Raw genomic sequence first — 19,956 nt, 5'->3', positions numbered from 1 at the left:
ACCTAGAGCCGAACGGTCGCCCGCGCCGGGCTCTCGGCACCTAAGGTGCCAGAGTCGCAAGAGATAAGAGCCGAGCCCATGCTCGGCTGCTTCTGCGGGAAGATCAGCCGAGCATGGGCTTGGCTCTACAGGCCTTCAGCGCGCAGCCAGCGCCACAGCGTGGTGCGCGATACACCCAGCGCCTGCGCCATGCCCTCGCGATCATTGCGATGTTCCTGCAGCAGCGCTTCCAGCTGCGCACGCGGTGGGCGCTTGCCGTTGCGTTCCACCGGCAATGCTGCAACGCCCTCATTCACAAGTTCGGGCGCAAGCTGCAGCAGTCGCGCGGCATCAATCAGCCCTTCACCGGGCTGCCAGTGGATGCGCAGGCGATCCATCAGATTGCGAAGTTCGCGCACGTTGCCGGGCCATTCGGCAGCGGTCAACACCGCCAGTGCATCCTCATCCAGCGGCGCGTCGATGCCGCGCAGCTGGCGGAAGAAGTGCTGCGCCAACATCAGGATGTCACCGCGCCGCGCACGCAGCGAGGGCAGGGCAATGCGCAGCGCTGCCAAGCGGTAATACAGGTCGCGGCGGAAGCTTCCGGTGGCCGCGCGCTGCTCCAGCGACTGCAGGGTGGCGGCCACCACGCGCAGGTCCACCGGGGTCGGTTCGGTGGCGCCGACACGCAGCACTTCACGTTCTTCCAGCACTCGCAGCAGGCGGGTCTGCAGTGGCAGTGGCAGTTCGCCGATCTCATCCAGGAACAGCGTCCCGCCGTCTGCGGCTTCAACCAGGCCAACGCGGCCGCCACGACGTGCGCCGGTGAAGGCGCCATCGCTGTAGCCGAACAGTTCCGCCTCCAGCAGCGATTCACTGATCGCGCCGCAGTTCAGCGCCACGAAGCGTCCGCGACGACCGCTGGCGGCGTGCAGCTGGCGCGCCACCAGCTCCTTGCCGGTGCCGGTTTCGCCGCTGACCAGCACGGTGCTGTCATGTGGGGCATAGAGCGCGATCTGCGCGCGCACCTGCGCCATCGCGTCGCTGTCGCCGAGCAGTTCATGCGCATCGGCACGCGCTGCCGGGCGCCGGCGCGGGGCAGGGCGGTTGCTGCCGGAACGTGCCAGGGTCTGGGTCAGTTCCAGTGCATGTTCGAACGCCTGCCGCACCGAGTCGGCCGAATACAGCAGCACCCCGGGCAGGCCGGCCTGCTCGGCATGGTCGATGGCCATGCCGGTGCCGACGATCACCTCGATGCCGTTGGCGCGCAGGTCGGCGATGCAGTCGCGCGCGTCCTCGCGGGTGACGAAGCGGCGATGCTCGATATCCAGGCCGAAACTCTGCTGGAAGTTGCTGAACACCGGTACATCGCTGGCGTGGGTGACCAGGCCGATGCGCGGAGCGATGCGTCGCGCGCGCGCCAGTGCTTCCATCAGGTCGAAGCCGTTGGCCTGGATCGGCACCAGTGGCAGCTCCAGCCGACCACGCAGCCACGCCGCGTTGGAGCCGCCGGCAATCACCACATCGCAGTGCTCGCGACGCAGGCGCTGGCCGATCACCTCTACCGCCTCCTCGAAGCCGAGGTTGATCTGCTCGATGCGTGCGCGGCGGTCGAATTCGGGAATGACGTCGCCGAGCAGGCCGGTCAGCCGCGAGACGCTGACGGTCCAGATCACCGGGCGGCCGGGGTCGATATCGGCGTGGCGCAGGGGTGATCGGGGCAGGTACATGGCGGCGGGTTCGGGCGGGGTGTTTCATGATACATCTGTTTCAATGTTTCATTTGTTTCGCCGTTGCGTGCCGGTCATCCCCGTGAAATCAACCGCTTGCAGCTTGGCATGGTGCTTGCGCCTACCTTCCCGTTCTTCAACCTGGATTGCCGCATGACCGCTTCCGCCCCATTCTCCGCCGGTGCCCGCTTCCGTGAGGCGCTGGCTGCCGAATCGCCGCTGCAGGTGATCGGCGCGATCAACGCCAACCATGCGCTGCTGGCCAAGCGCGCTGGCTTCCGTGCCATCTATCTGTCCGGTGGTGGCGTCGCCGCTGGTTCGCTGGGTCTGCCGGACCTGGGTATCAACACCCTGGAAGACGTGCTGATCGACGTGCGGCGTATCACCGATGTCTGCGACCTGCCGCTGATGGTCGACATCGACACCGGTTTCGGCCCGAGCGCGTTCAACATCGCGCGCACCGTGAAGTCGCTGATCAAGGCCGGCGCGGCTGCCTGCCACATCGAAGACCAGGTTGGCGCCAAGCGCTGCGGCCACCGTCCGGGCAAGGAGATCGTCTCGCAGGGTGAAATGGTCGACCGCGTGAAGGCTGCCGCCGATGCCAAGACTGATCCGGACTTCTTCCTGATCGCACGCACCGATGCCATCCAGGTGGACGGCGTGGACAAGGCCATCGAGCGCGCCATCGCCTGTGTCGAGGCAGGTGCCGACGGCATCTTCGCCGAGGCTGCCTATGATCTGGACACCTACCGCCGCTTCGTCGATGCGGTGAAGGTGCCGGTGCTGGCCAACATCACCGAATTCGGTGCCACCCCGCTGTTCAGCCGCGATGAACTGGCCTCGGCCGGCGTTGCCATCCAGCTGTTCCCGCTGTCGGCGTTCCGTGCGGCCAACAAGGCCGCCGAAAATGTCTACCAGGCGGTGCGCCGCGATGGCCATCAGCGCAATGTGGTGGAGAGCATGCAGACGCGCGAAGAGCTGTATGACCGCATCGGCTACCACGCCTTCGAGCAGCAGCTCGATGCACTGTTCGCCGCCAAGAAATAAGCAGTACCCTGCACCATCAGTTTTCGGAGGGAAAACATGAACGATACAACCGCAACCCCGACCTTCAAGCCGAAGAAGTCCGTCGCCCTGTCCGGCACTGCTGCCGGCAACACCGCGCTGTGCAGCGTCGGCCGCAGCGGCAACGATCTGCACTACCGTGGCTACGACATCCTGGACCTGGCCAACACCAGCGAGTTCGAGGAAATCGCCTACCTGCTGGTGCACGGCAAGCTCCCGACCCGCGCCGAGCTGGTTTCGTACAAGGCCAAGCTGAAGTCGCTGCGTGGCATTCCGGCGGCGGTGAAGGCCGCTCTGGAAGAACTGCCGCCGTCCGCACACCCGATGGACGTGATGCGCACCGGCGTGTCCGTGCTCGGCTGCGTGTCGCCGGAAAAGGACGACCACAACCATCCGGGCGCGCGCGACATCGCCGACAAGCTGATGGCCTGCCTCGGTTCGATGCTGCTGTACTGGTACCACTGGAGCCACAACGGCCGCGCCATCGATGTGGAGACCGACGACGACTCCATCGGTGGTCACTTCCTGCATCTGCTGCACGGCGAGAAGCCGCAGGATTCGTGGGTGAAGGCGATGCACACCTCGCTGATCCTGTACGCCGAGCACGAGTTCAACGCTTCGACCTTCGCCTGCCGCGTCATCGCCGGCACCGGCAGCGACATGTACAGCGCGATCTGCGGTGGCATCGGCGCGCTGCGCGGCCCCAAGCACGGCGGCGCCAACGAAGTGGCGTTCGAAGTGCAGAAGCGCTATGACAATCCGGACGAAGCCGAGGAAGACATCAAGGCCCGCGTGGAGCGCAAGGAAGTGGTGATCGGTTTCGGCCACCCGGTCTACACCGTGTCCGATCCGCGCAACAAGGTGATCAAGGACGTCGCCCGCGAACTGTCCGAAGAGCAGTCGAGCATGAAGATGTACGACATCGCCGAGCGCCTGGAAACGGTGATGTGGGACATCAAGAAGATGTTCCCGAACCTGGACTGGTTCAGCGCCGTCAGCTACCACATGATGGGCGTGCCGACCGCGATGTTCACCCCCCTGTTCGTGATCGCCCGCACCGCCGGCTGGAGCGCGCACATCGTCGAGCAGCGTATCGACGGCAAGATCATCCGCCCGAGCGCCAATTACATCGGCCCGGAAGACCGCGACTTCGTCGCCATCGACAAGCGCGTCTGATCCACCTGCTGTATCCATCCGGCCGGCCCTGTGCCGGCCGGATGCTTTCGCCGCCGCACTGCCGGCACCCGGCCCGCCCAAAGCATCCCGCCAGCCCATGAATACCGATTACCGCAAGAACCTCCCCGGCAGCTCGCTGGACTATTTCGACGCGCGCGCCGCTGTCGATGCGATCCAGCCCGGCGCCTACGCCACGCTGCCGTACGTATCGCGCGTGCTGGCCGAGAACCTGGTGCGTCGCTGCGATCCGGCCACGCTGACCGACTCGCTGAAGCAGCTGATCGAGCGCCGTCGCGACCTGGATTTCCCGTGGTTCCCGGCGCGCGTGGTGTGCCATGACATCCTCGGCCAGACCGCGCTGGTGGATCTGGCCGGCCTGCGCGATGCAATCGCCGACAAGGGCGGTGATCCGGCCAAGGTCAACCCGGTGGTGCCGGTGCAGCTGATCGTCGATCACTCGCTGGCAGTGGAGTGCGGTGGTTTCGATCCGCAGGCGTTCGAGAAGAACCGCGCCATCGAGGACCGTCGCAACGAGGACCGCTTCCACTTCATCGACTGGACCAAGCTGGCCTTTGAGAACGTGGACGTGATTCCGCCGGGCAACGGCATCATGCATCAGATCAACCTGGAGAAAATGTCGCCGGTGATCTACGTGCAGGACGGCGTCGCCTTCCCCGATACCTGCGTGGGCACCGACAGCCACACCCCGCATGTGGATGCGCTGGGTGTGATCGCCATCGGCGTGGGCGGCCTGGAAGCAGAGAACGTGATGCTGGGCCGTGCGTCGTGGATGCGCCTGCCGGACATCATCGGTGTCGAGCTGACCGGTCGGCCGCAGCCGGACATCACCGCCACCGACGTGGTGCTGGCCCTGACCGAATTCCTGCGCAAGGAGCGCGTGGTCGGCGCCTGGCTTGAATTCTTCGGCGAAGGTGCCGCTGCACTCACCATCGGTGATCGCGCCACCATCTCCAACATGTGCCCCGAATACGGCGCAACCGCCGCGATGTTCTACATCGACGGCCAGACCATCGACTACCTGCGCCTGACTGGTCGCGAGGAAAAGCAGGTCGCACTGGTTGAAAACTACGCGCGCAGCACCGGCCTGTGGGCCGATGACCTGGCCACTGCGGAATACGAGCGCGTGCTGCACTTCGATCTGTCGACGGTGGTGCGCAACATGGCCGGCCCGAGCAATCCGCATCGCCGCCTGCCGGTATCGGAACTGGTCGAGCGCGGCATCGCCGATGCCGCCAAGCTGGAAGCCGGCAAGGCCGAGCAGGCACAGGGCCTGATGCCGGATGGCGCGGTGATCATCGCTGCCATCACCAGCTGCACCAATACCTCCAACCCGCGCAACGTGATCGCCGCCGGCCTGCTGGCACGCAAGGCCAACGAGCGCGGCCTGCTGCGCAAGCCTTGGGTGAAGTCGTCGCTGGCACCCGGTTCCAAGGCAGTGCAGCTGTACCTGGAAGAAGCGGGCCTGCTGCCGGACCTGGAGAAGCTGGGCTTCGGCATCGTCGCCTTCGCCTGCACCACCTGCAATGGCATGAGCGGCGCGCTGGATCCGAAGATCCAGCAGGAAATCATCGACCGTGACCTGTACGCCACGGCGGTACTGTCGGGCAACCGCAACTTCGACGGCCGCATCCATCCGTATGCGAAGCAGGCGTTCCTGGCCTCGCCGCCACTGGTGATCGCCTACGCCATCGCCGGCACCATCCGCTTTGACATCGAGAAGGATGTGCTGGGCGTGGACACCGACGGCAACGAGGTGCGCCTGAAGGACATCTGGCCGAGTGATGCCGAGATCGATGCGGTGGTGAAGGCGGCGGTGAAGCCGGAGCAGTTCCGCAGCGTCTACAACCCGATGTTCAACGTACGCGTCGAACACGGCGCAGCGGTGAGCCCGCTGTACGACTGGCGCCCGCAGAGCACCTACATCCGTCGTCCGCCATACTGGGAAGGTGCACTGGCCGGTGAGCGCTCGCTGGCCGGCATGCGTGCGCTGGCGGTGTTGCCCGACAACATCACCACCGACCACCTGTCGCCGTCCAACGCGATCCTGGCCTCGAGTGCGGCTGGCGAATACCTGGCGAAGATGGGCCTGCCGGAAGAGGACTTCAATTCCTACGCCACCCACCGCGGTGACCACCTGACCGCGCAGCGCGCCACCTTCGCCAACCCGAAGCTGTTCAACGAGATGGTGCGCAATGAAGACGGCAGCGTGAAACAGGGTTCGCTGGCGCGCGTCGAGCCGGAAGGCAAGGTGATGCGCATGTGGGAAGCCATCGAGACCTACATGGAGCGCAAGCAGCCGCTGATCATCATCGCCGGTGCCGACTACGGGCAGGGTTCTTCGCGTGACTGGGCCGCCAAGGGCGTGCGCCTGGCTGGCGTGGAGGCCATCGTTGCCGAAGGCTTCGAGCGCATCCACCGCACCAACCTGATCGGCATGGGCGTGCTGCCGCTGGAGTTCAAGCCGGGCACCACGCGTCTGACCCTGGGCATCGATGGCACCGAAACCTTCGACGTCATCGGTGAACGCACGCCGCGCGCCGAGCTGCGCGTGGTCATCCACCGCCGCGACGGCCAGGACGTGATCGTGCCGGTCACCTGCCGCCTGGACAGTGACGAGGAAGTGGCGATCTACGAAGCCGGTGGCGTGCTGCAGCGTTTCGCACAGGACTTCCTGGAAGGCGCCAAGGTGGCGTAAGGCATCCGACGGCCCGGTAACGGGCCGTCTTTCATTGCAAGGAACCGTTCCATGGCATTTCTCCCGCAACTCCGTATTCCCGCCACCTACATGCGCGGCGGCACCAGCAAGGGCGTGTTCTTCCGCCTGCAGGACCTGCCCGAGGCCGCGCAGGTGCCGGGCGCCGAGCGCGATGCGCTGCTGATGCGCGTGATCGGTTCGCCCGATCCGTATGGCAAGCAGACCGACGGCATGGGGGGCGCCACCTCCAGCACCAGCAAGTGCGTGATCATCTCCACCGCTTCTGTGCCGGATCACGATGTCGACTATCTGTACGGCCAGGTCTCGATCGACACCGCCTTCGTCGATTGGAGCGGCAACTGCGGCAATCTCAGCACTGCGGTGGGTCCGTTCGCCATCGCCAACGGCCTGATCGATCCTGCCCGCGTGCCGCGCGATGGCCTGTGCACCGTGCGCATCTGGCAGGCCAACATCGGCAAGACCATCATTGCCCATGTGCCGATGCGCGATGGCGAAGTGCAGGAAACCGGCGATTTCGAGCTGGATGGCGTGACCTTCCCGGCCGCCGAGATCCAGCTTGAATTCATTGATCCGTCCGACGACGGCGATGCGGGCGCGATGTTCCCCACCGGGAATCTGGTCGATACGCTGGAAGTGCCGAGCGTGGGCAGCTTCGAGGTGACGATGATCACCGCCGGCATTCCGACGATCTTCCTCAACGCCGCCGACCTGGGTTACACCGGTACCGAGCTGCAGCCGGTGATCAACGAGGATAAAGGAGCGCTGGAGCGCTTCGAGAAGATCCGCGCCTACGGTGCAGTGCGCATGGGCCTGATCTCGAAGCTGGAAGACGCGGCCACCCGTCAGCACACGCCGAAGGTGGCCTTCGTGGCGCCGGCACAGGACTATGTCTCGTCCAGTGGCAAAGCTATCCCGGCGTCGGCGATCGACCTGCACGCGCGCGCGTTGTCGATGGGAAAACTGCACCACGCGATGATGGGTACCGCCGCCGTGGCGATCGGCACTGCAGCGGCAATTCCCGGAACACTGGTCAACCGTGCTGCAGGCGGCGGCGAGCGCGAAGCGGTGACCTTCGGTCATCCCTCCGGCACATTGCGCGTGGGTGCGCAGGCGGCACTCGTTGACGGGCAGTGGACAGTAAGCAAGGCCATCATGAGCCGCAGTGCCCGCGTGCTGATGGAAGGCAAGGTGCGGGTGCCGGCCGAGTAACCAGCAGGTCGGCGCTGGCATCACACGCTTCGGTAGATGCCAACCTTGGTTGGCATGGCATTGGCACCGCCCGGGCAATCTCCAGCGCCAACCAAGGTTGGCGACTACCGGGATGCGCGGCCTGACCTGCTTTTCTGAAGAGGAGATCGACGATGTCCGGCAACCACACCCCATCCAACGAGCGTGCAGCGTGGGATGCGCTGCTGGTGGACATCGTCGACTACGTGCGCGACGCGCGCATCGACTCACCACTGGCGTTCCAGACCGCGCATCACTGCCTGCTTGATACGCTGGGCTGCGGCCTGGAAGCGCTGTCCTTCCCGGCCTGCAGCAAGCTGCTCGGTCCCGTGGTGCCGGGCATCAGCGTGGTCAATGGCGCGCGCGTGCCGGGTACGCACTACGTGCTGGATCCGGTGCAGGCCGCCTTCAACCTTGGCGCGATGGTGCGCTGGCTCGATTTCAACGACACCTGGCTGGCTGCCGAATGGGGCCACCCGTCGGACAACCTGGGCGGCATCCTCGCCGTCTGCGATTGGCTGGGACGCAACGCGCAGGCCCTGCGTCGACCACCGCCGACCGTGCACGACGTGCTGCTGGCGATGATCAAGGCGCATGAGATCCAGGGCGTGCTGGCGCTGAAGAATTCCTTCAACCGGGTCGGGCTGGACCATGTTGTGCTGGTCAAGGTGGCGACCACCGCCGTGGTCGCGCAGTTGCTCGGGCTTGATCGCGAACGCATGCTCAATGCAGTGTCGCTGGCCTGGGTCGATGGCCAGGCGCTGCGCACCTACCGGCACGCGCCCAACACCGGTTCGCGCAAGAGCTGGGCCGCCGGCGACGCCACCAGTCGTGGCGTGCGCCTGGCGCTGATCGCGGCAACGGGCGAAATGGGCTATCCGAGCGTGCTCAGTGCACCGACCTGGGGCTTCGAGGCAGTGTCGATGCATGGCCAGGCACTGACGCTGGAGAGACCGTTGGGCAGCTATGTGATGGAAAACGTGCTGTTCAAGATCAGCTATCCGGCCGAGTTCCACGGCCAGACCGCGGTGGAGGCGGCGATCACGCTGCACCAGCAGCTGCGCGTGGCCGGCAGGCGCGTCGAGGACATCGAACACATCGCGATCCGGACCCAGCAAGCCTGCATCCGCATCATCGACAAACAGGGTCCACTGCATAACCCGGCCGACCGCGACCACTGCGTGCAGTACATGATCGCCATCGCGCTGCTGCATGGGCGGCTGGTGGCCGAGGACTATGAGGACGACGTCGCCGCCGATCCGCGCATCGATGCATTGCGCGCGAAGATGGCCTGCCACGAGGATCCGCAGCTCAGCGCCGACTACCTGGACCCGGGCAAGCGCAGCATCGCCAACGGCCTCAGCGTGCGCTTCAACGATGGCAGTGAACTGCCGGAGGTGCTGGTGGAGTACCCGCTGGGCCACGCCCGCCGCCGCGGGGAGGGCATTCCGCTGCTGATGGACAAGTTCCGCCGGCACCTGGCCCACCGCTTCCCGACCGCCCAGCAGCAGCGCATCCTGGCCGCCTCGCTGGACCCGGTGGCGCTGGCGGCGACGCCGGTGACCGATTACGTGGACCTGTACCTGCCGGGGTAGGGTGGCGTTGGTGGGTGCCAACCTTGGTTGGCACGGGCCCAACGGCAACCAAGGTTGGCGACTACCAACCCCGCCGGGCATGGCCCGGCGCTACCGTTCCGATGCATTCCTGCCGAATTCGCGTCAACACCTTGACGCGGCCTGCCTATAATGGCCGCCTCGATCAAGGAGTGACGACATGAGCGGTCCGGCACGGCGGAAGCGGTGGGGTTGGGCGGCGGCTGTACTGGCAGGAGGCCTGTTGCTGGGTCTGGCCGGTTGCCGCAACGACAGCGGGCAGCTGCCCAAGAGCAGCGGTGAGGCCATCACCACCAAGGCCGAGCAGGTGAAGGAATTCACCCTGCTGCGCGCTTACCCGGACCAGAAGAACGAAGGTTTGTCGTTGGCGCTGGAGTTCTCGCGCCCGCTGGTTGGCACCCAGGATTTCGACAAGCTGGTGCGCTTCGAGGAGAAGGTCGGCACCGACGACAGCAGCTGGACGCTGTCCGATGACGGCCTGACCCTGCGCTATCCGTTCGTCGAGGCCGGCAAGGAGTTCAGCCTGGTGGTCTCGCCCGACCTGCTGGCCGCCGATGGCAGCCGGCTGGGCAAGGAACTGAAGCAGAAGGTGTTCAGCGGCGAGCTGAAGCCGGTGGTTGGCTTCGCCTCGCAGGGCAGCGTGCTGCCGGCCAAGGACAGCCGCGGCCTGCCGGTGGTCTCGGTGAACGTGCCGGAGGTTGACGTCGAGTTCCTGCGCGTGCGCGAGAAGGACCTGCCGACCTTCTTCAGCCAGTACCAGCGCGGCGGCCGCCGTGGCAGCTGGGAGCTGAGCAGCGACTACGAGCGCAGCCCGATCAACAAGCTGGCCGAGCCGGTCTACGTCAACCGCTTCATCCTCGGCGGCAAGAAGAACGAGCGGGTACTGACCTACCTGCCGACCCAGGACATCAAGGAGCTGCAGGAGCCGGGCCTGTACTTCGCCCTGCTCAAGCGCACCGGCGACTACGAAGGCGAGTTCGATACCGCGTTCTTCTCGGTCAGCGACATCGGCCTGCATACCCGTGCCTACAAGGACAAGCTGTTCGTGCACACCGCCGGCCTCAAGGACGGTGCGCCGCTGAAGAGCATCGACCTGCGTGTGCTCGACGCCAAGGGCGAGGTGGTGCTGAAGGGCAGCACCGACGGCAACGGCAATGCGCTGCTGAACTACACCCTGGATGCCACCCACGTGCTGGTCGCCAGCACGGGCAAGGACACCAGCTTCCTGCCGTTCAACCAGCCTGCGCTGGACCTGAGCGAATTTGCCGTGGCCGGTCGTGACAATGCCTGGTTCGACGTTTACGCCTGGTCCGGCCGTGACCTGTATCGCCCGGGCGAGACCGTGCGTCTGTCCGCCCTGCTGCGTGACAACGACGGCAAGCCGGTCAAGGCACAGCCGGTGTTCCTGCGCCTGAAGCAGCCCGACGGCAAGACCTTCCGCGAAACCCGCCTGCAGCCGGGCGAGCAGGGATACATCAACTTCGAGCAGGTCATTCCCACCGAGGCGCCGACCGGGCGCTGGCAGGTGGAGTTCCGCACCGATCCGGCCAGCAAGGAGGCGATCCAGGGCATGACCCTGCGTATCGAGGAGTTCCTGCCCGAGCGCATGAAGCTGGACCTGGACAGCGCGCAGAAGACGCTGAAGCCGGGCGAGGACCTGCGCCTGCAGGCCAATGGTGCCTACCTGTACGGTGCGCCGGCGGACGGCAACCGTTTCACCGCGCGCATGGCGGTGGCCGCCGAGCAGCAGCCGGTCGAGGGCCTGCCGGGCTACTTCTTCGGTGACCCGACCCTGCAGCTGCCGCGCGAAGCCAAGGACGTGATCGACACCACGCTGCCGGGCAACGGCCAGCTGCGTGAGGATGTGGCGTTGCCGGAAGAGGCGGCCAAGGCCAAGGCGCCGATCGCCGTGGTGCTGTCCGGCAGCCTGTATGAAACCGGTGGCCGTACCGTCACCCGCACCCTGAAGCGGGTGATGTGGCCGGCCAACGCGCTGGTCGGCGTGCGCCCGCTGTTCAACCCCGAGGATGGTGCTGACTCCAACGGCAACGCACGCTTCGAGCTGATGCGCGTGGATGCTGCCGGCACACCGCAGCCGGCCAAGGGCCTGAAGATCACCCTGGTGCGCGAACTGCGCGACTACCACTGGACCTTCAACGACAACCGCTGGGACTACGATTTCACCCGCCGCTTCGAGAACAAGGAAACCCGCACCGTCGATGCCGGCAGCAGCGCGGTCGCCTTCGATTTCCCGGTGGAGTGGGGCGAATACCGGGTGGACGTGTTCGATCCGTCCACCGGCCTGACGAGTCGCTACCCGTTCCGTGCTGGCTGGAGCTGGGGCGATGACAACCGTGGCCTGGATGCACGCCCGGACAAGGTCAAGCTGGGCCTGGACAAGACCGGCTACAAGGCTGGTGACACCCTGGAAGTGACGGTGACCCCGCCGCATGCCGGCAAGGGCATCCTGATGGTCGAGACCGACCGCATGCTGTACGTGCAGGACATCGAGGCCAAGCCGGGTTCGACCTTCAAGATTCCGGTCACCGCCGATTGGGAGCGCCACGACGTCTACATCACCGCACTGGTGTTCCGCGGCGGCAGCGCGCCGAGCAAGATCACTCCGGCCCGTGCCGTGGGCGTGGTGCATGTGCCGATGGATCGCAAGGGGCGCACCGTAGCCGTCGGCCTGGCCGCGCCCAAGCAGATGCGGCCGGAGCAGGACCTGCCGGTGACGGTCAGCGCGCCGCAGCTGGCCGGCAAGATGGCGCACGTCACCGTCTCGGCGGTGGACGTGGGCATCCTCAACATCACCCGCTTCCCGGTGCCCGATGCCGGTGCGCACTTCTTCGCCCAGCGTCGCCTTGGCATTGATGCCTACGACATCTACAGCCGGGTGATCGAGAGCTTCGACGGCGGTGCCGGCAAGCTGAAGTTCGGTGGCGACATGGCGCTGCAGGCATTGCCGCAGGCCAAGCGCCCGACCGCGCGCGTGCAGACCGTGGACCTGTTCTCCGGCCCGGTGCAGCTTGATGCAAAGGGCATCGCCCGCATACGCCTGAAGGTGCCAGACTTCAACGGCACACTGCGGGTGTCTGCGCTGGTCTACAGCGATGACCAGTACGGCAAGCGTGACGTGGAAACCGTGGTGCGCGCGCCGATCCTGGCCGAAGCCAGCATGCCGCGCGTGCTGGCCCCGGGCGACCGCAGTACGGTGACCCTGGACGTGCAGAATTTCACCGGCAAGCCGGGCCAGTTCAACGTGAAGGTGGAAAGCGAAGGCCCGCTGAACCTGGGCGAGGGCAGCCGCAGCGTGCAGTTGAATGCAGATGCCAAGACCACGCTGAGCTTCCCGCTGTCTGCACGCGAAGGCCACAGCGTGGCCAAGGTGCGGGTGCGGGTGGATGGCAACGGCTTCAAGGCCGACCGCCGCTACGAGCTGCCGGTGCGTGCGGCGTGGCCGCAGGTGCTGCGTTCGCAGGTGCGCACGCTGGATCCGTTGGCGGCGGTCAGCCTCGACAACAGCCTGACCGATGGCTTGATGTCCGAGTCGGTCAATGCCCGCCTGCTGGTCAGCCCGCTGCCGCCGATCCCGTTCGCCAGTGCGCTGCAGGGCGCGTTGAACTACCCGTACGGCTGTGCCGAGCAGACCACCAGCAAGGGCTATGCGGCGCTGATCCTGGACCAGGCGACATCGTCGATGCTCGGTGCCGACGGCCTGGATGCCAAGACCCGCCGCGAGCGCATGGAAGGCGCGTTCGGCCGCCTGGCGTCGATGCAGGTGGCCAACGGCAACTTCTCGATGTGGGGTGACGACGGCTATGTGAACCCGTGGCTGACCCCGTACATCACCGAGTTCCTGCTCGACGCCAAGGACGCCGGCTTCGCGGTGCCCGACAACGTGCTGCAGAAGGCACTGAACCGGCTCAGCGAGGACCTGCTGTCCGGTGGCAACCAGTTCTACGGCCAGGAGGATCGCGAGAAGCTGAAGTTCGCCAATCAGGCGTACTCGGGTTACGTGCTGGCCCGGGTCAACCGTGCGCCGCTGGGTACGCTGCGCACGCTGTACGACAACGAGCGCAGCAAGGCGGTGGGTGGCCTGTCGCTGGTCCACCTGGGCGTGGCGCTGTCGCTGCAGGGCGATGCCAAGCGTGGCCAGGCGGCACTGGCCGCGGCCTTCGCCAAGTCCAGCAGCGAACGCCCGTCGTACTTCGGCGACTACGGCAGTGCGATCCGTGATGACGCGCTGATGATCGCGCTGACCCACGAAAACAAGCTGGCCAAGCCGGCCTGGGATGCACGTGCGGTTGATCTGGGCCGTGGCCTGGATGCGCGCCGTAATGCGGGCTGGATGTGGCTGAGTACGCAGGAGCAGGTGGCCATCGCCCGTCTTGGCAAGGCCCTGGCCGCCAACCAGAAGGCACTGGTGGCCGGTGAACTGGTGATCGGTGGCAACACCGAGACCATCGGCGAGCGCAAGCTGTTCGGCCGCAACTTCAGTGCCAGCGAACTGGCCAGTGGCGTGCGCTTCACCCCGCAGGGGCAGCCGCCGATGTTCGCCAGCATCGACGTGGCCGGCATTCCGCGCAGTGCGCCCGCACCGGACAACCGCGTGCTGGGTATCGAGCGCAGCTACTTCGGCACCGATGGCAAGCCGTGGTCGCCGCGTCCGCTGAAGGAGGGCGAAGCCCTGATCGTGCGCGTCACCGTTACTGCCGACACCACGATGCCCGATGCATTGCTGACCGACCTGTTGCCGGCCGGCCTGGAGATCGAGAACTTCAATCTGGGCGATGCCAAGCAGTGGGCCGATGTGGTGGTTGATGGCATCACCATCAGCGACCGCGGCGAAGCTGCCGACACCAAGCACGAAGAGTTCCGCGACGACCGCTATGTGGCCGCGCTGAAGCTCTCGCGTGGCAGCAAGGCCAACGTGTTCTATCTGGTGCGCGCGGTGACCCCGGGTACTTACTCGGTGCCGCCGCCGCTGGTGGAGGACATGTACCGGCCACAGCTGCGCGGCGTTGGCCGCAGCAACCCGACCACGATCACGGTGGTACAGCCGTGACCACGCGGACGGGCCGCGACGGCGCGGCCCGTCCCGCTGGCAACCTGCAATGAAAGACGCAATGAAGACCCGGCTGGCGGCCCTGCGCCGCCGGCTGCGGCCGCTGTGGCCGTGGTTGCGCTGGGGCACGGCCGCCACGCTGGCGCTGCTGCTGGTGCTGGATTTCGCTTTTCCGCCGCCGCTGCCGAAGCAGCGCGATACCAGCACCCTGGTGGTGGCTGCAGACGGCACACCGTTGCGTGCGTTCGCCGACGCCGAGGGCGTGTGGCGCTATCCGGCATCGATCGACAGCGTCTCGCCGTTGTACCTGCAGGCGCTGCTGACCTACGAAGACCGCTGGTTCTGGCGCCATCCGGGCATCAATCCGCTGGCGATCCTGCGTGCCAGCGGCCAGCTGCTGCGCGGTGGCCGCATCGTGTCCGGTGGCTCGACCCTGACCATGCAGGTCGCACGCATCCTCGACCCGCATACGCGTACGCCCTGGGGCAAGCTCAAGCAGATGCTGCGCGCAGTGCAGCTTGAGGCGCACCTGAGCAAGCAGCAGATCCTGGCCCTGTATCTGGAACGGGCGCCATATGGCGGCACCATCGAGGGGGTGGAAGCGGCCAGCTGGGCCTACCTGGGCAAGCCGGCGGCGCAGCTGTCGCATGCCGAGGCCGCGCTGCTGGCAGTGCTGCCACAGGCGCCGAGCCGGCTGCGTCCGGACCGTCATCCGGAAGCGGCGCAGAAAGCGCGGGACAAGGTGCTGTCACGCATGGCCGAACTGGGGGCGTGGACGCCGGAAGAGGTGGAAGACGCGCGTATCGAGAACGTGGTGGCGCGCTCGCTGCGGCCGCCGCTGCACGCCGCATTGCTTGCGCAGCGCCTGCATTCGGCGCATCCAGGACAGGCACGCATCCAGAGCAGCATCGACATCGGCCTGCAGCGCACGCTGGAAGAACGCGTGGCCAGCTATTTCTCGACGCTGCCCGAGCGCACCTCTGCCGCGTTGCTGGTGGTCGACAACCAGACCCTGCAGGCGCGTGCCTATGTCGGCACGTTGTCCTTCGGAGACCGTCAGCGCCTCGGCCACGTGGACATGGTGCAGGCCTGGCGCTCGCCGGGCTCCACGCTGAAGCCGTTCCTGTATGCGATGGCACTGGATGACGGCCTGATCCATTCGGAAAGCCTGCTGGTTGATGCGCCACAGAGTTTCGGCAGCTACCGACCCGGCAATTTCGACATGGCCTTCAATGGGCCGATCGGCGCGTCCAGCGCATTGCGCCTGTCGCTCAACGTGCCCTCGGTGGACCTGCTGCAGCGGGTCGGGGCTGCGCGCTTTGCTGCGCGGCTTTCACACTCCGGCATCCAGCTGCGCTTCCCGCCGGGCAGCACGCCCAACCTGTCTTTGATTCTGGGCGGTACCGGTGCGCGGCTGGAAGATCTGGTCGGCGCGTTCGCCGCGCTCAACCGCAACGGCATTGCTGGACGTGTGCGCTACACCGATGACGAACCGATGATCGAGCGGCGCCTGGCCTCGCCGGGCGCAAGCTGGATCGTGCGCGAAATGCTGGAATCGAACCCGCGCCCAGGCTACAGCGCTGGCACCTTCGATGTTGGCGGTCGCCCGCGCGTAGCCTGGAAGACCGGCACCAGCTATGGCTATCGCGATGCGTGGGCGATCGGTAGCACGCGCCACTACACCGTGGGCGTGTGGGTGGGACGGCCGGACGGCACACCGTTACCCGGCCAGTACGGCGCGGTCACCGCGTTGCCGTTGATGTTCGAAGTGGTCGACAGCCTGCCGCGCCAGCGTGGCGACTCGGCGGCCGCACCGATGCCGTCCAGCGTCAGTGAGGAAGAGATCTGCTGGCCGACCGGCGAACGCGCCGAAGGCCTGCCTCCAGCGTTGTGCCAGCGGCGGATGCCGGCCTACCTGCTGGATGGTGCCGCACCGCCAACCTTCCCCGAGCGCGAAGCACGACGTTGGCAGCCGGGCCGGCAGCGTTACCTCGCTGACGCGCACACCGGCCTGCGTGTGTCGGCGGACTGCCGCGTGCCACATGAGGAAGTGCCACGGGAGATCGCGCGCTGGCCGGCGCTGCTGTCGCCGTGGTTGCCCAAGGCCACGCGCGAGGCCTCGCAGTTGCCAGCGCTGTCACCGGATTGCCGTGATGACGGGCGCGATGCCAGCGTGGCGCTGCACATCGACGGTCTCAACAACGGTGCCACCCTGGCTCGCGCACCCAATGCCGAACACGGCGTGCGCCTGCAACTGCGCGCGCTGGGCAGCGAGCAGACGGTGGACTGGCTGCTGGATGGCCGCTGGATCGCGCAGACCCACGGCTCACAGTTGATGCAGCGCGAGTTCGCCGAGCCGGGCACACATACGCTGACCGCGCTGGCGGCGGATGGCGCGTGGACGCAGGTGCGGTTCAACGTCCTGCGGTAGGTGCCGACCTCGGTTGGCGCTCGGTCCAGCGCCAATGACACCTTCGTGCTCTGGTAGGTGCCAACCTTGGTTGGCACGCGGCGAAGCGCCCACCAAGGTGGGCATCTACCGGATCATTCCCCGATCCACCCATCCAGCAGGTCGGCAAACTCGTCGGCGTGCTCCTCTTCCTGCGCCAGGATCTCTTCAAGGATGCGCTTGGTGGTGGTGTCGCGGTCGCCGATGAAGTTGATCATCTCGCGGTAGCTGTCGATGGCGATGCGCTCGGCCACCAGGTTTTCGCGGACCATGTCGCGCAGGTCACTGCCTTCCTTGTACTCGGCATGCGAGCGCGCGGTCAGCGTATCGGGGTTGAAGTCCGGCTCGCCGCCAAGCTGGACGATGCGCTCGGCCAACTTGCCGGCATGCGCCTGTTCCTGCTGTGCATGTTCCAGGAACTCGGCTTTGATCGCGTCGGCCAGCATGCCCTTGGCCATGAAGTAGTGCCGGTAGTAGCGCAGCACGCACACGTACTCGGTGGCCAGTGCATCGTTGAGCAGCTTGATCACCGCCTTGCGATCGGCGCTATAGCTGTCGGTGATCGCCCCATCTTCGATGTTGCGCCGGGCGCGCTCGCGCAGGGTCTTGCGATCGCTGATGCCGGGTACCTTGGCGGCAGGCTTGGGAGCTTTGGCTGGCTTGGTGGACATGGCTGGCCGTTTCCTCTTGCGGTGGAAGATCAGGTGGGCAGGTGCTCCAGCACGTAATCGGCTGATGACACCTCGAACTGGCCGGGCTGCTCGATCCACGCTGCGCGGACCACGCCGTCGACCACGTACAGGGCAAAGCGGCGCGAACGGATGCCCATGCCCGAGGCGCTGGCATCGAGTTCCAGGCCGAGCGCGCGGGTCAGTTCGGCGTTGCCGTCGGACAGCATCAGCAGGCCGTCTGGCACGCTCTGGTCGGCGGCCCAGGCCTTCATCACGAACGGATCGTTGACCGCCATGCAGTAGACGTCGATGCCGCGCTTGCGGAATGCATCGAATTTCTCGACGAAGCCGGGCAGATGGCGTGCCGAGCAGGTCGGGGTGAACGCGCCGGGCACGGCGAACAACACCACCTTGCGCGCATCGAACAGCGAATGCGTATCGAGTGTTTCGATGCCCTCGCGGATACGCTTGAGGGTCACTTCCGGAATGCGGTCGCCGACATGGATGGTCATGGGGAACTCCTTGCAGGGGCAGGCTAGTTGGCCGGATGGGACAGACGCGTCAAGACATTGGAAACCCGGTGTGCAGGCCCCATCTTCAGGCTTTGTGGCAGGGGCTTCCAGCCACAGCGTGGGGCATGGGGATGGCAGCCGCATTGCGCAGGATCAGTCGGCCTCACCGGGGCCGCACGAGGGGCGGCGTAGCATCGCCGGCGCGTAGAATGAACCCGGGGCGGCGCCACCGGCGCGGCCGAAGCAGATCGAGGTAGCTGGATGGAATTCAAGGATTACTACGCCACCCTGGGGGTGGAACCGAGCGCGGGCGAGGCGGAAATCAAGACCGCCTACCGCCGGCTGGCACGCAAGTACCACCCGGACGTCAGCAAGGAGGCCGGGGCCGAGGACAAGTTCAAGGCGGTCAACGAGGCCTACGAGGCGCTGCGTGACCCGGAGAAGCGCGCGGCCTACGACCAGCTGCGCGCACAGGGCTATCGCCCGGGCGAGGAATTCAACGTACCGCCGAACTACGGCGGTGCCGGTGGCTTCAACTTCGAGGAAGTGTTCGGCGGCGGTGGCCCCAATGGCGGCTTCAGCGACTTCTTCGAGAGCCTGTTCGCGCGCCAGCGTGGCGGTGCAGGTCCGGGCCCGGGCTTCAGCAGCCAGGGCCACGCGCCGAACCGCGACACCCGCGCCAAGCTGTCGGTGCCGCTGGAAGCGGCCTACAACGGCGACAGCCTGCGCATCACCGTCAACGGCAAGCAGCTGGATGTACGCGTGCCCAAGGGTATCCGCCCGGGCCAGGTGATCCGCCTGGCGGGGCAGGGCAACCACGGCGGTAACCTGCTGCTGGAAGTGGAATACGCTGCCCACCCGCAGTTCGAGGTCGATGGCCGCAACATCCTCTACACGCTGCCGGTCACGCCGTGGCAGGCCGCGCTGGGCACCAGCATCAGCGTGCCGACCCTGGGTGGAGCGGTGGAATTGAAGATTCCGGCCGATTCCGATGCCGGCCGCAAGCTGCGCCTGCGCGGCCGCGGGCTGCCAGGCAGCCCGGATGGCGACCAGATTGTTGAAATCGAGATCGTGGCCCCGGCCGCGACCGACGAGGCGCAGAAGAAGGCGTACCGGAACCTGGCAAAGGCCTTCGGCGAGACGATCTGAGTGATACGGCGGGGGCGGTTCCTGGCCCCCACGCCTTCCGGTAGTGCCGGCCGCTGGCCGGCAATTTCATTGGCCTGGATGGTGATGCGTGGTTGCCGGCCAGCGGCCGGCACTACAAAAGCGTGCCAACCAAGGTTGGCACCTGCCAGAGCGGTGGGCCAAGCACGGTTGGCACCGCCAGGAAGCCTCAGCCCTGCCCGGCGAACACCCGCTCCAGCACCTCGGACAGTTCGTCTTCCGAGAACGGCTTGGTGATGTAGGCCTTGGCACCCTGGCGCATGCCCCACATGCGGTCGGTGTCCTGGTCCTTGGTGGTCACCAGGATCACCGGGATGTGCCGGGTCGCCTCGTCGCGCGCAAGCGTGCGGGTGGCCTGGAAGCCATTGAGGTTGGGCATCACCACGTCCATCAGGACCAGGTCAGGCAGCTCGGCCTTGGCGGTTTCCACGCCGGCCGCGCCATCGGTGGCGGTCAGGATCTGGTGCCCGAGCTTCTCGACGATGCGCTGTATCCCCAACAGCTGCGACGGTGAGTCGTCGACGATCAGAATGCGTGCCATGTTGTTCCCCATGTAATGCCC

General features: G+C 66.4%; 12 protein-coding genes. 8 read left to right on the top strand and 4 right to left on the bottom strand.

Features of this window, described 5'->3' with window-relative positions; all coding sequences use genetic code 11:
- Positions 1 to 125: 125 nt before the first annotated feature.
- Positions 126 to 1,709 carry a propionate catabolism operon regulatory protein PrpR gene (gene prpR / locus V9K93_RS19715; RefSeq protein WP_046985080.1) on the bottom strand — a complete coding sequence of 528 codons (1,584 nt, stop codon included), beginning with the start codon at positions 1,707 to 1,709 and terminating at the stop codon, positions 126 to 128.
- Positions 1,710 to 1,862: 153 nt separating this feature from the next.
- Between prpR and prpB the strand changes: the two genes are divergently transcribed.
- The 7 genes from prpB (at position 1,863) to pbpC (ending at position 17,026) form a co-directional block, all read left to right on the top strand.
- Complete coding sequence (gene prpB / locus V9K93_RS19710; RefSeq protein WP_012511842.1) at positions 1,863 to 2,756, top strand: methylisocitrate lyase; 894 nt, start codon at positions 1,863 to 1,865, stop codon at positions 2,754 to 2,756.
- 36 nt (positions 2,757 to 2,792) lie between these two features.
- Positions 2,793 to 3,950, top strand: a complete 1,158-nt coding sequence (gene prpC / locus V9K93_RS19705) for a bifunctional 2-methylcitrate synthase/citrate synthase (RefSeq protein ID WP_046985081.1) — start codon at positions 2,793 to 2,795, stop codon at positions 3,948 to 3,950.
- 97 nt (positions 3,951 to 4,047) lie between these two features.
- Entirely contained in the window at positions 4,048 to 6,666 is a 2,619-nt protein-coding gene (gene acnD, locus V9K93_RS19700) for a Fe/S-dependent 2-methylisocitrate dehydratase AcnD (RefSeq protein WP_337303087.1), read from the top strand.
- A gap of 51 nt (positions 6,667 to 6,717) precedes the next feature.
- Complete coding sequence (prpF, locus tag V9K93_RS19695) at positions 6,718 to 7,896, top strand: 2-methylaconitate cis-trans isomerase PrpF (RefSeq protein ID WP_295380627.1); 1,179 nt, start codon at positions 6,718 to 6,720, stop codon at positions 7,894 to 7,896.
- Between the two features lie 152 nt (positions 7,897 to 8,048).
- On the top strand, positions 8,049 to 9,509 hold the full coding sequence (locus V9K93_RS19690) for a bifunctional 2-methylcitrate dehydratase/aconitate hydratase (RefSeq protein WP_046985084.1): 1,461 nt from the start codon (positions 8,049 to 8,051) through the stop codon (positions 9,507 to 9,509).
- Between the two features lie 178 nt (positions 9,510 to 9,687).
- Positions 9,688 to 14,595, top strand: a complete 4,908-nt coding sequence (locus tag V9K93_RS19685) for an alpha-2-macroglobulin family protein (protein WP_295380622.1) — start codon at positions 9,688 to 9,690, stop codon at positions 14,593 to 14,595.
- Between the two features lie 49 nt (positions 14,596 to 14,644).
- Positions 14,645 to 17,026 (top strand): penicillin-binding protein 1C, encoded by a 2,382-nt coding sequence (gene pbpC / locus V9K93_RS19680; protein WP_136639072.1) that lies wholly within the window; start codon positions 14,645 to 14,647, stop codon positions 17,024 to 17,026.
- A gap of 113 nt (positions 17,027 to 17,139) precedes the next feature.
- Here the strand turns inward: pbpC and V9K93_RS19675 are convergent, their stop codons facing one another.
- Both V9K93_RS19675 and V9K93_RS19670 read right to left on the bottom strand, forming a co-directional pair.
- Complete coding sequence (locus V9K93_RS19675; RefSeq protein ID WP_046985087.1) at positions 17,140 to 17,715, bottom strand: ferritin-like domain-containing protein; 576 nt, start codon at positions 17,713 to 17,715, stop codon at positions 17,140 to 17,142.
- Positions 17,716 to 17,744: 29 nt separating this feature from the next.
- Positions 17,745 to 18,227: a peroxiredoxin gene (locus V9K93_RS19670; protein WP_046985088.1), complete on the bottom strand. Its 483-nt coding sequence runs from the start codon at positions 18,225 to 18,227 to the stop codon at positions 17,745 to 17,747.
- A gap of 261 nt (positions 18,228 to 18,488) precedes the next feature.
- Here V9K93_RS19670 and V9K93_RS19665 point away from each other — a divergent pair, with 261 nt between their 5' ends.
- On the top strand, positions 18,489 to 19,376 hold the full coding sequence (locus tag V9K93_RS19665) for a DnaJ C-terminal domain-containing protein (RefSeq protein ID WP_046985089.1): 888 nt from the start codon (positions 18,489 to 18,491) through the stop codon (positions 19,374 to 19,376).
- A 187-nt stretch (positions 19,377 to 19,563) separates the two neighbouring features.
- Here the strand turns inward: V9K93_RS19665 and pilH are convergent, their stop codons facing one another.
- Positions 19,564 to 19,935 carry a twitching motility response regulator PilH gene (gene pilH / locus V9K93_RS19660; RefSeq protein WP_005410644.1) on the bottom strand — a complete coding sequence of 124 codons (372 nt, stop codon included), beginning with the start codon at positions 19,933 to 19,935 and terminating at the stop codon, positions 19,564 to 19,566.
- Positions 19,936 to 19,956 lie beyond the last annotated feature (21 nt).

Origin of the sequence: Stenotrophomonas sp. CCNWLW162 (genome assembly GCF_037203745.1) — a bacterium.
GTDB classification, from domain to species: Bacteria; Pseudomonadota; Gammaproteobacteria; order Xanthomonadales; family Xanthomonadaceae; genus Stenotrophomonas; species Stenotrophomonas maltophilia_AQ.
Note: the sequence above shows the minus strand (reverse complement) of the source record. Positions and strands in the feature narration are given on the sequence as shown.

What these genes read in the sequence shown, in the direction of transcription:
- prpR (WP_046985080.1), bottom strand. Translation starts at nt 1,709, where the DNA reads ATGTACCTGCCCCGATCACCCCTGCGCCACGCCGATATCGACCCCGGC.
- prpB (WP_012511842.1), top strand. Translation starts at nt 1,863, where the DNA reads ATGACCGCTTCCGCCCCATTCTCCGCCGGTGCCCGCTTCCGTGAGGCG.
- prpC (WP_046985081.1), top strand. Translation starts at nt 2,793, where the DNA reads ATGAACGATACAACCGCAACCCCGACCTTCAAGCCGAAGAAGTCCGTC.
- acnD (WP_337303087.1), top strand. Translation starts at nt 4,048, where the DNA reads ATGAATACCGATTACCGCAAGAACCTCCCCGGCAGCTCGCTGGACTAT.
- prpF (WP_295380627.1), top strand. Translation starts at nt 6,718, where the DNA reads ATGGCATTTCTCCCGCAACTCCGTATTCCCGCCACCTACATGCGCGGC.
- V9K93_RS19690 (WP_046985084.1), top strand. Translation starts at nt 8,049, where the DNA reads ATGTCCGGCAACCACACCCCATCCAACGAGCGTGCAGCGTGGGATGCG.
- V9K93_RS19685 (WP_295380622.1), top strand. Translation starts at nt 9,688, where the DNA reads ATGAGCGGTCCGGCACGGCGGAAGCGGTGGGGTTGGGCGGCGGCTGTA.
- pbpC (WP_136639072.1), top strand. Translation starts at nt 14,645, where the DNA reads ATGAAAGACGCAATGAAGACCCGGCTGGCGGCCCTGCGCCGCCGGCTG.
- V9K93_RS19675 (WP_046985087.1), bottom strand. Translation starts at nt 17,715, where the DNA reads ATGTCCACCAAGCCAGCCAAAGCTCCCAAGCCTGCCGCCAAGGTACCC.
- V9K93_RS19670 (WP_046985088.1), bottom strand. Translation starts at nt 18,227, where the DNA reads ATGACCATCCATGTCGGCGACCGCATTCCGGAAGTGACCCTCAAGCGT.
- V9K93_RS19665 (WP_046985089.1), top strand. Translation starts at nt 18,489, where the DNA reads ATGGAATTCAAGGATTACTACGCCACCCTGGGGGTGGAACCGAGCGCG.
- pilH (WP_005410644.1), bottom strand. Translation starts at nt 19,935, where the DNA reads ATGGCACGCATTCTGATCGTCGACGACTCACCGTCGCAGCTGTTGGGG.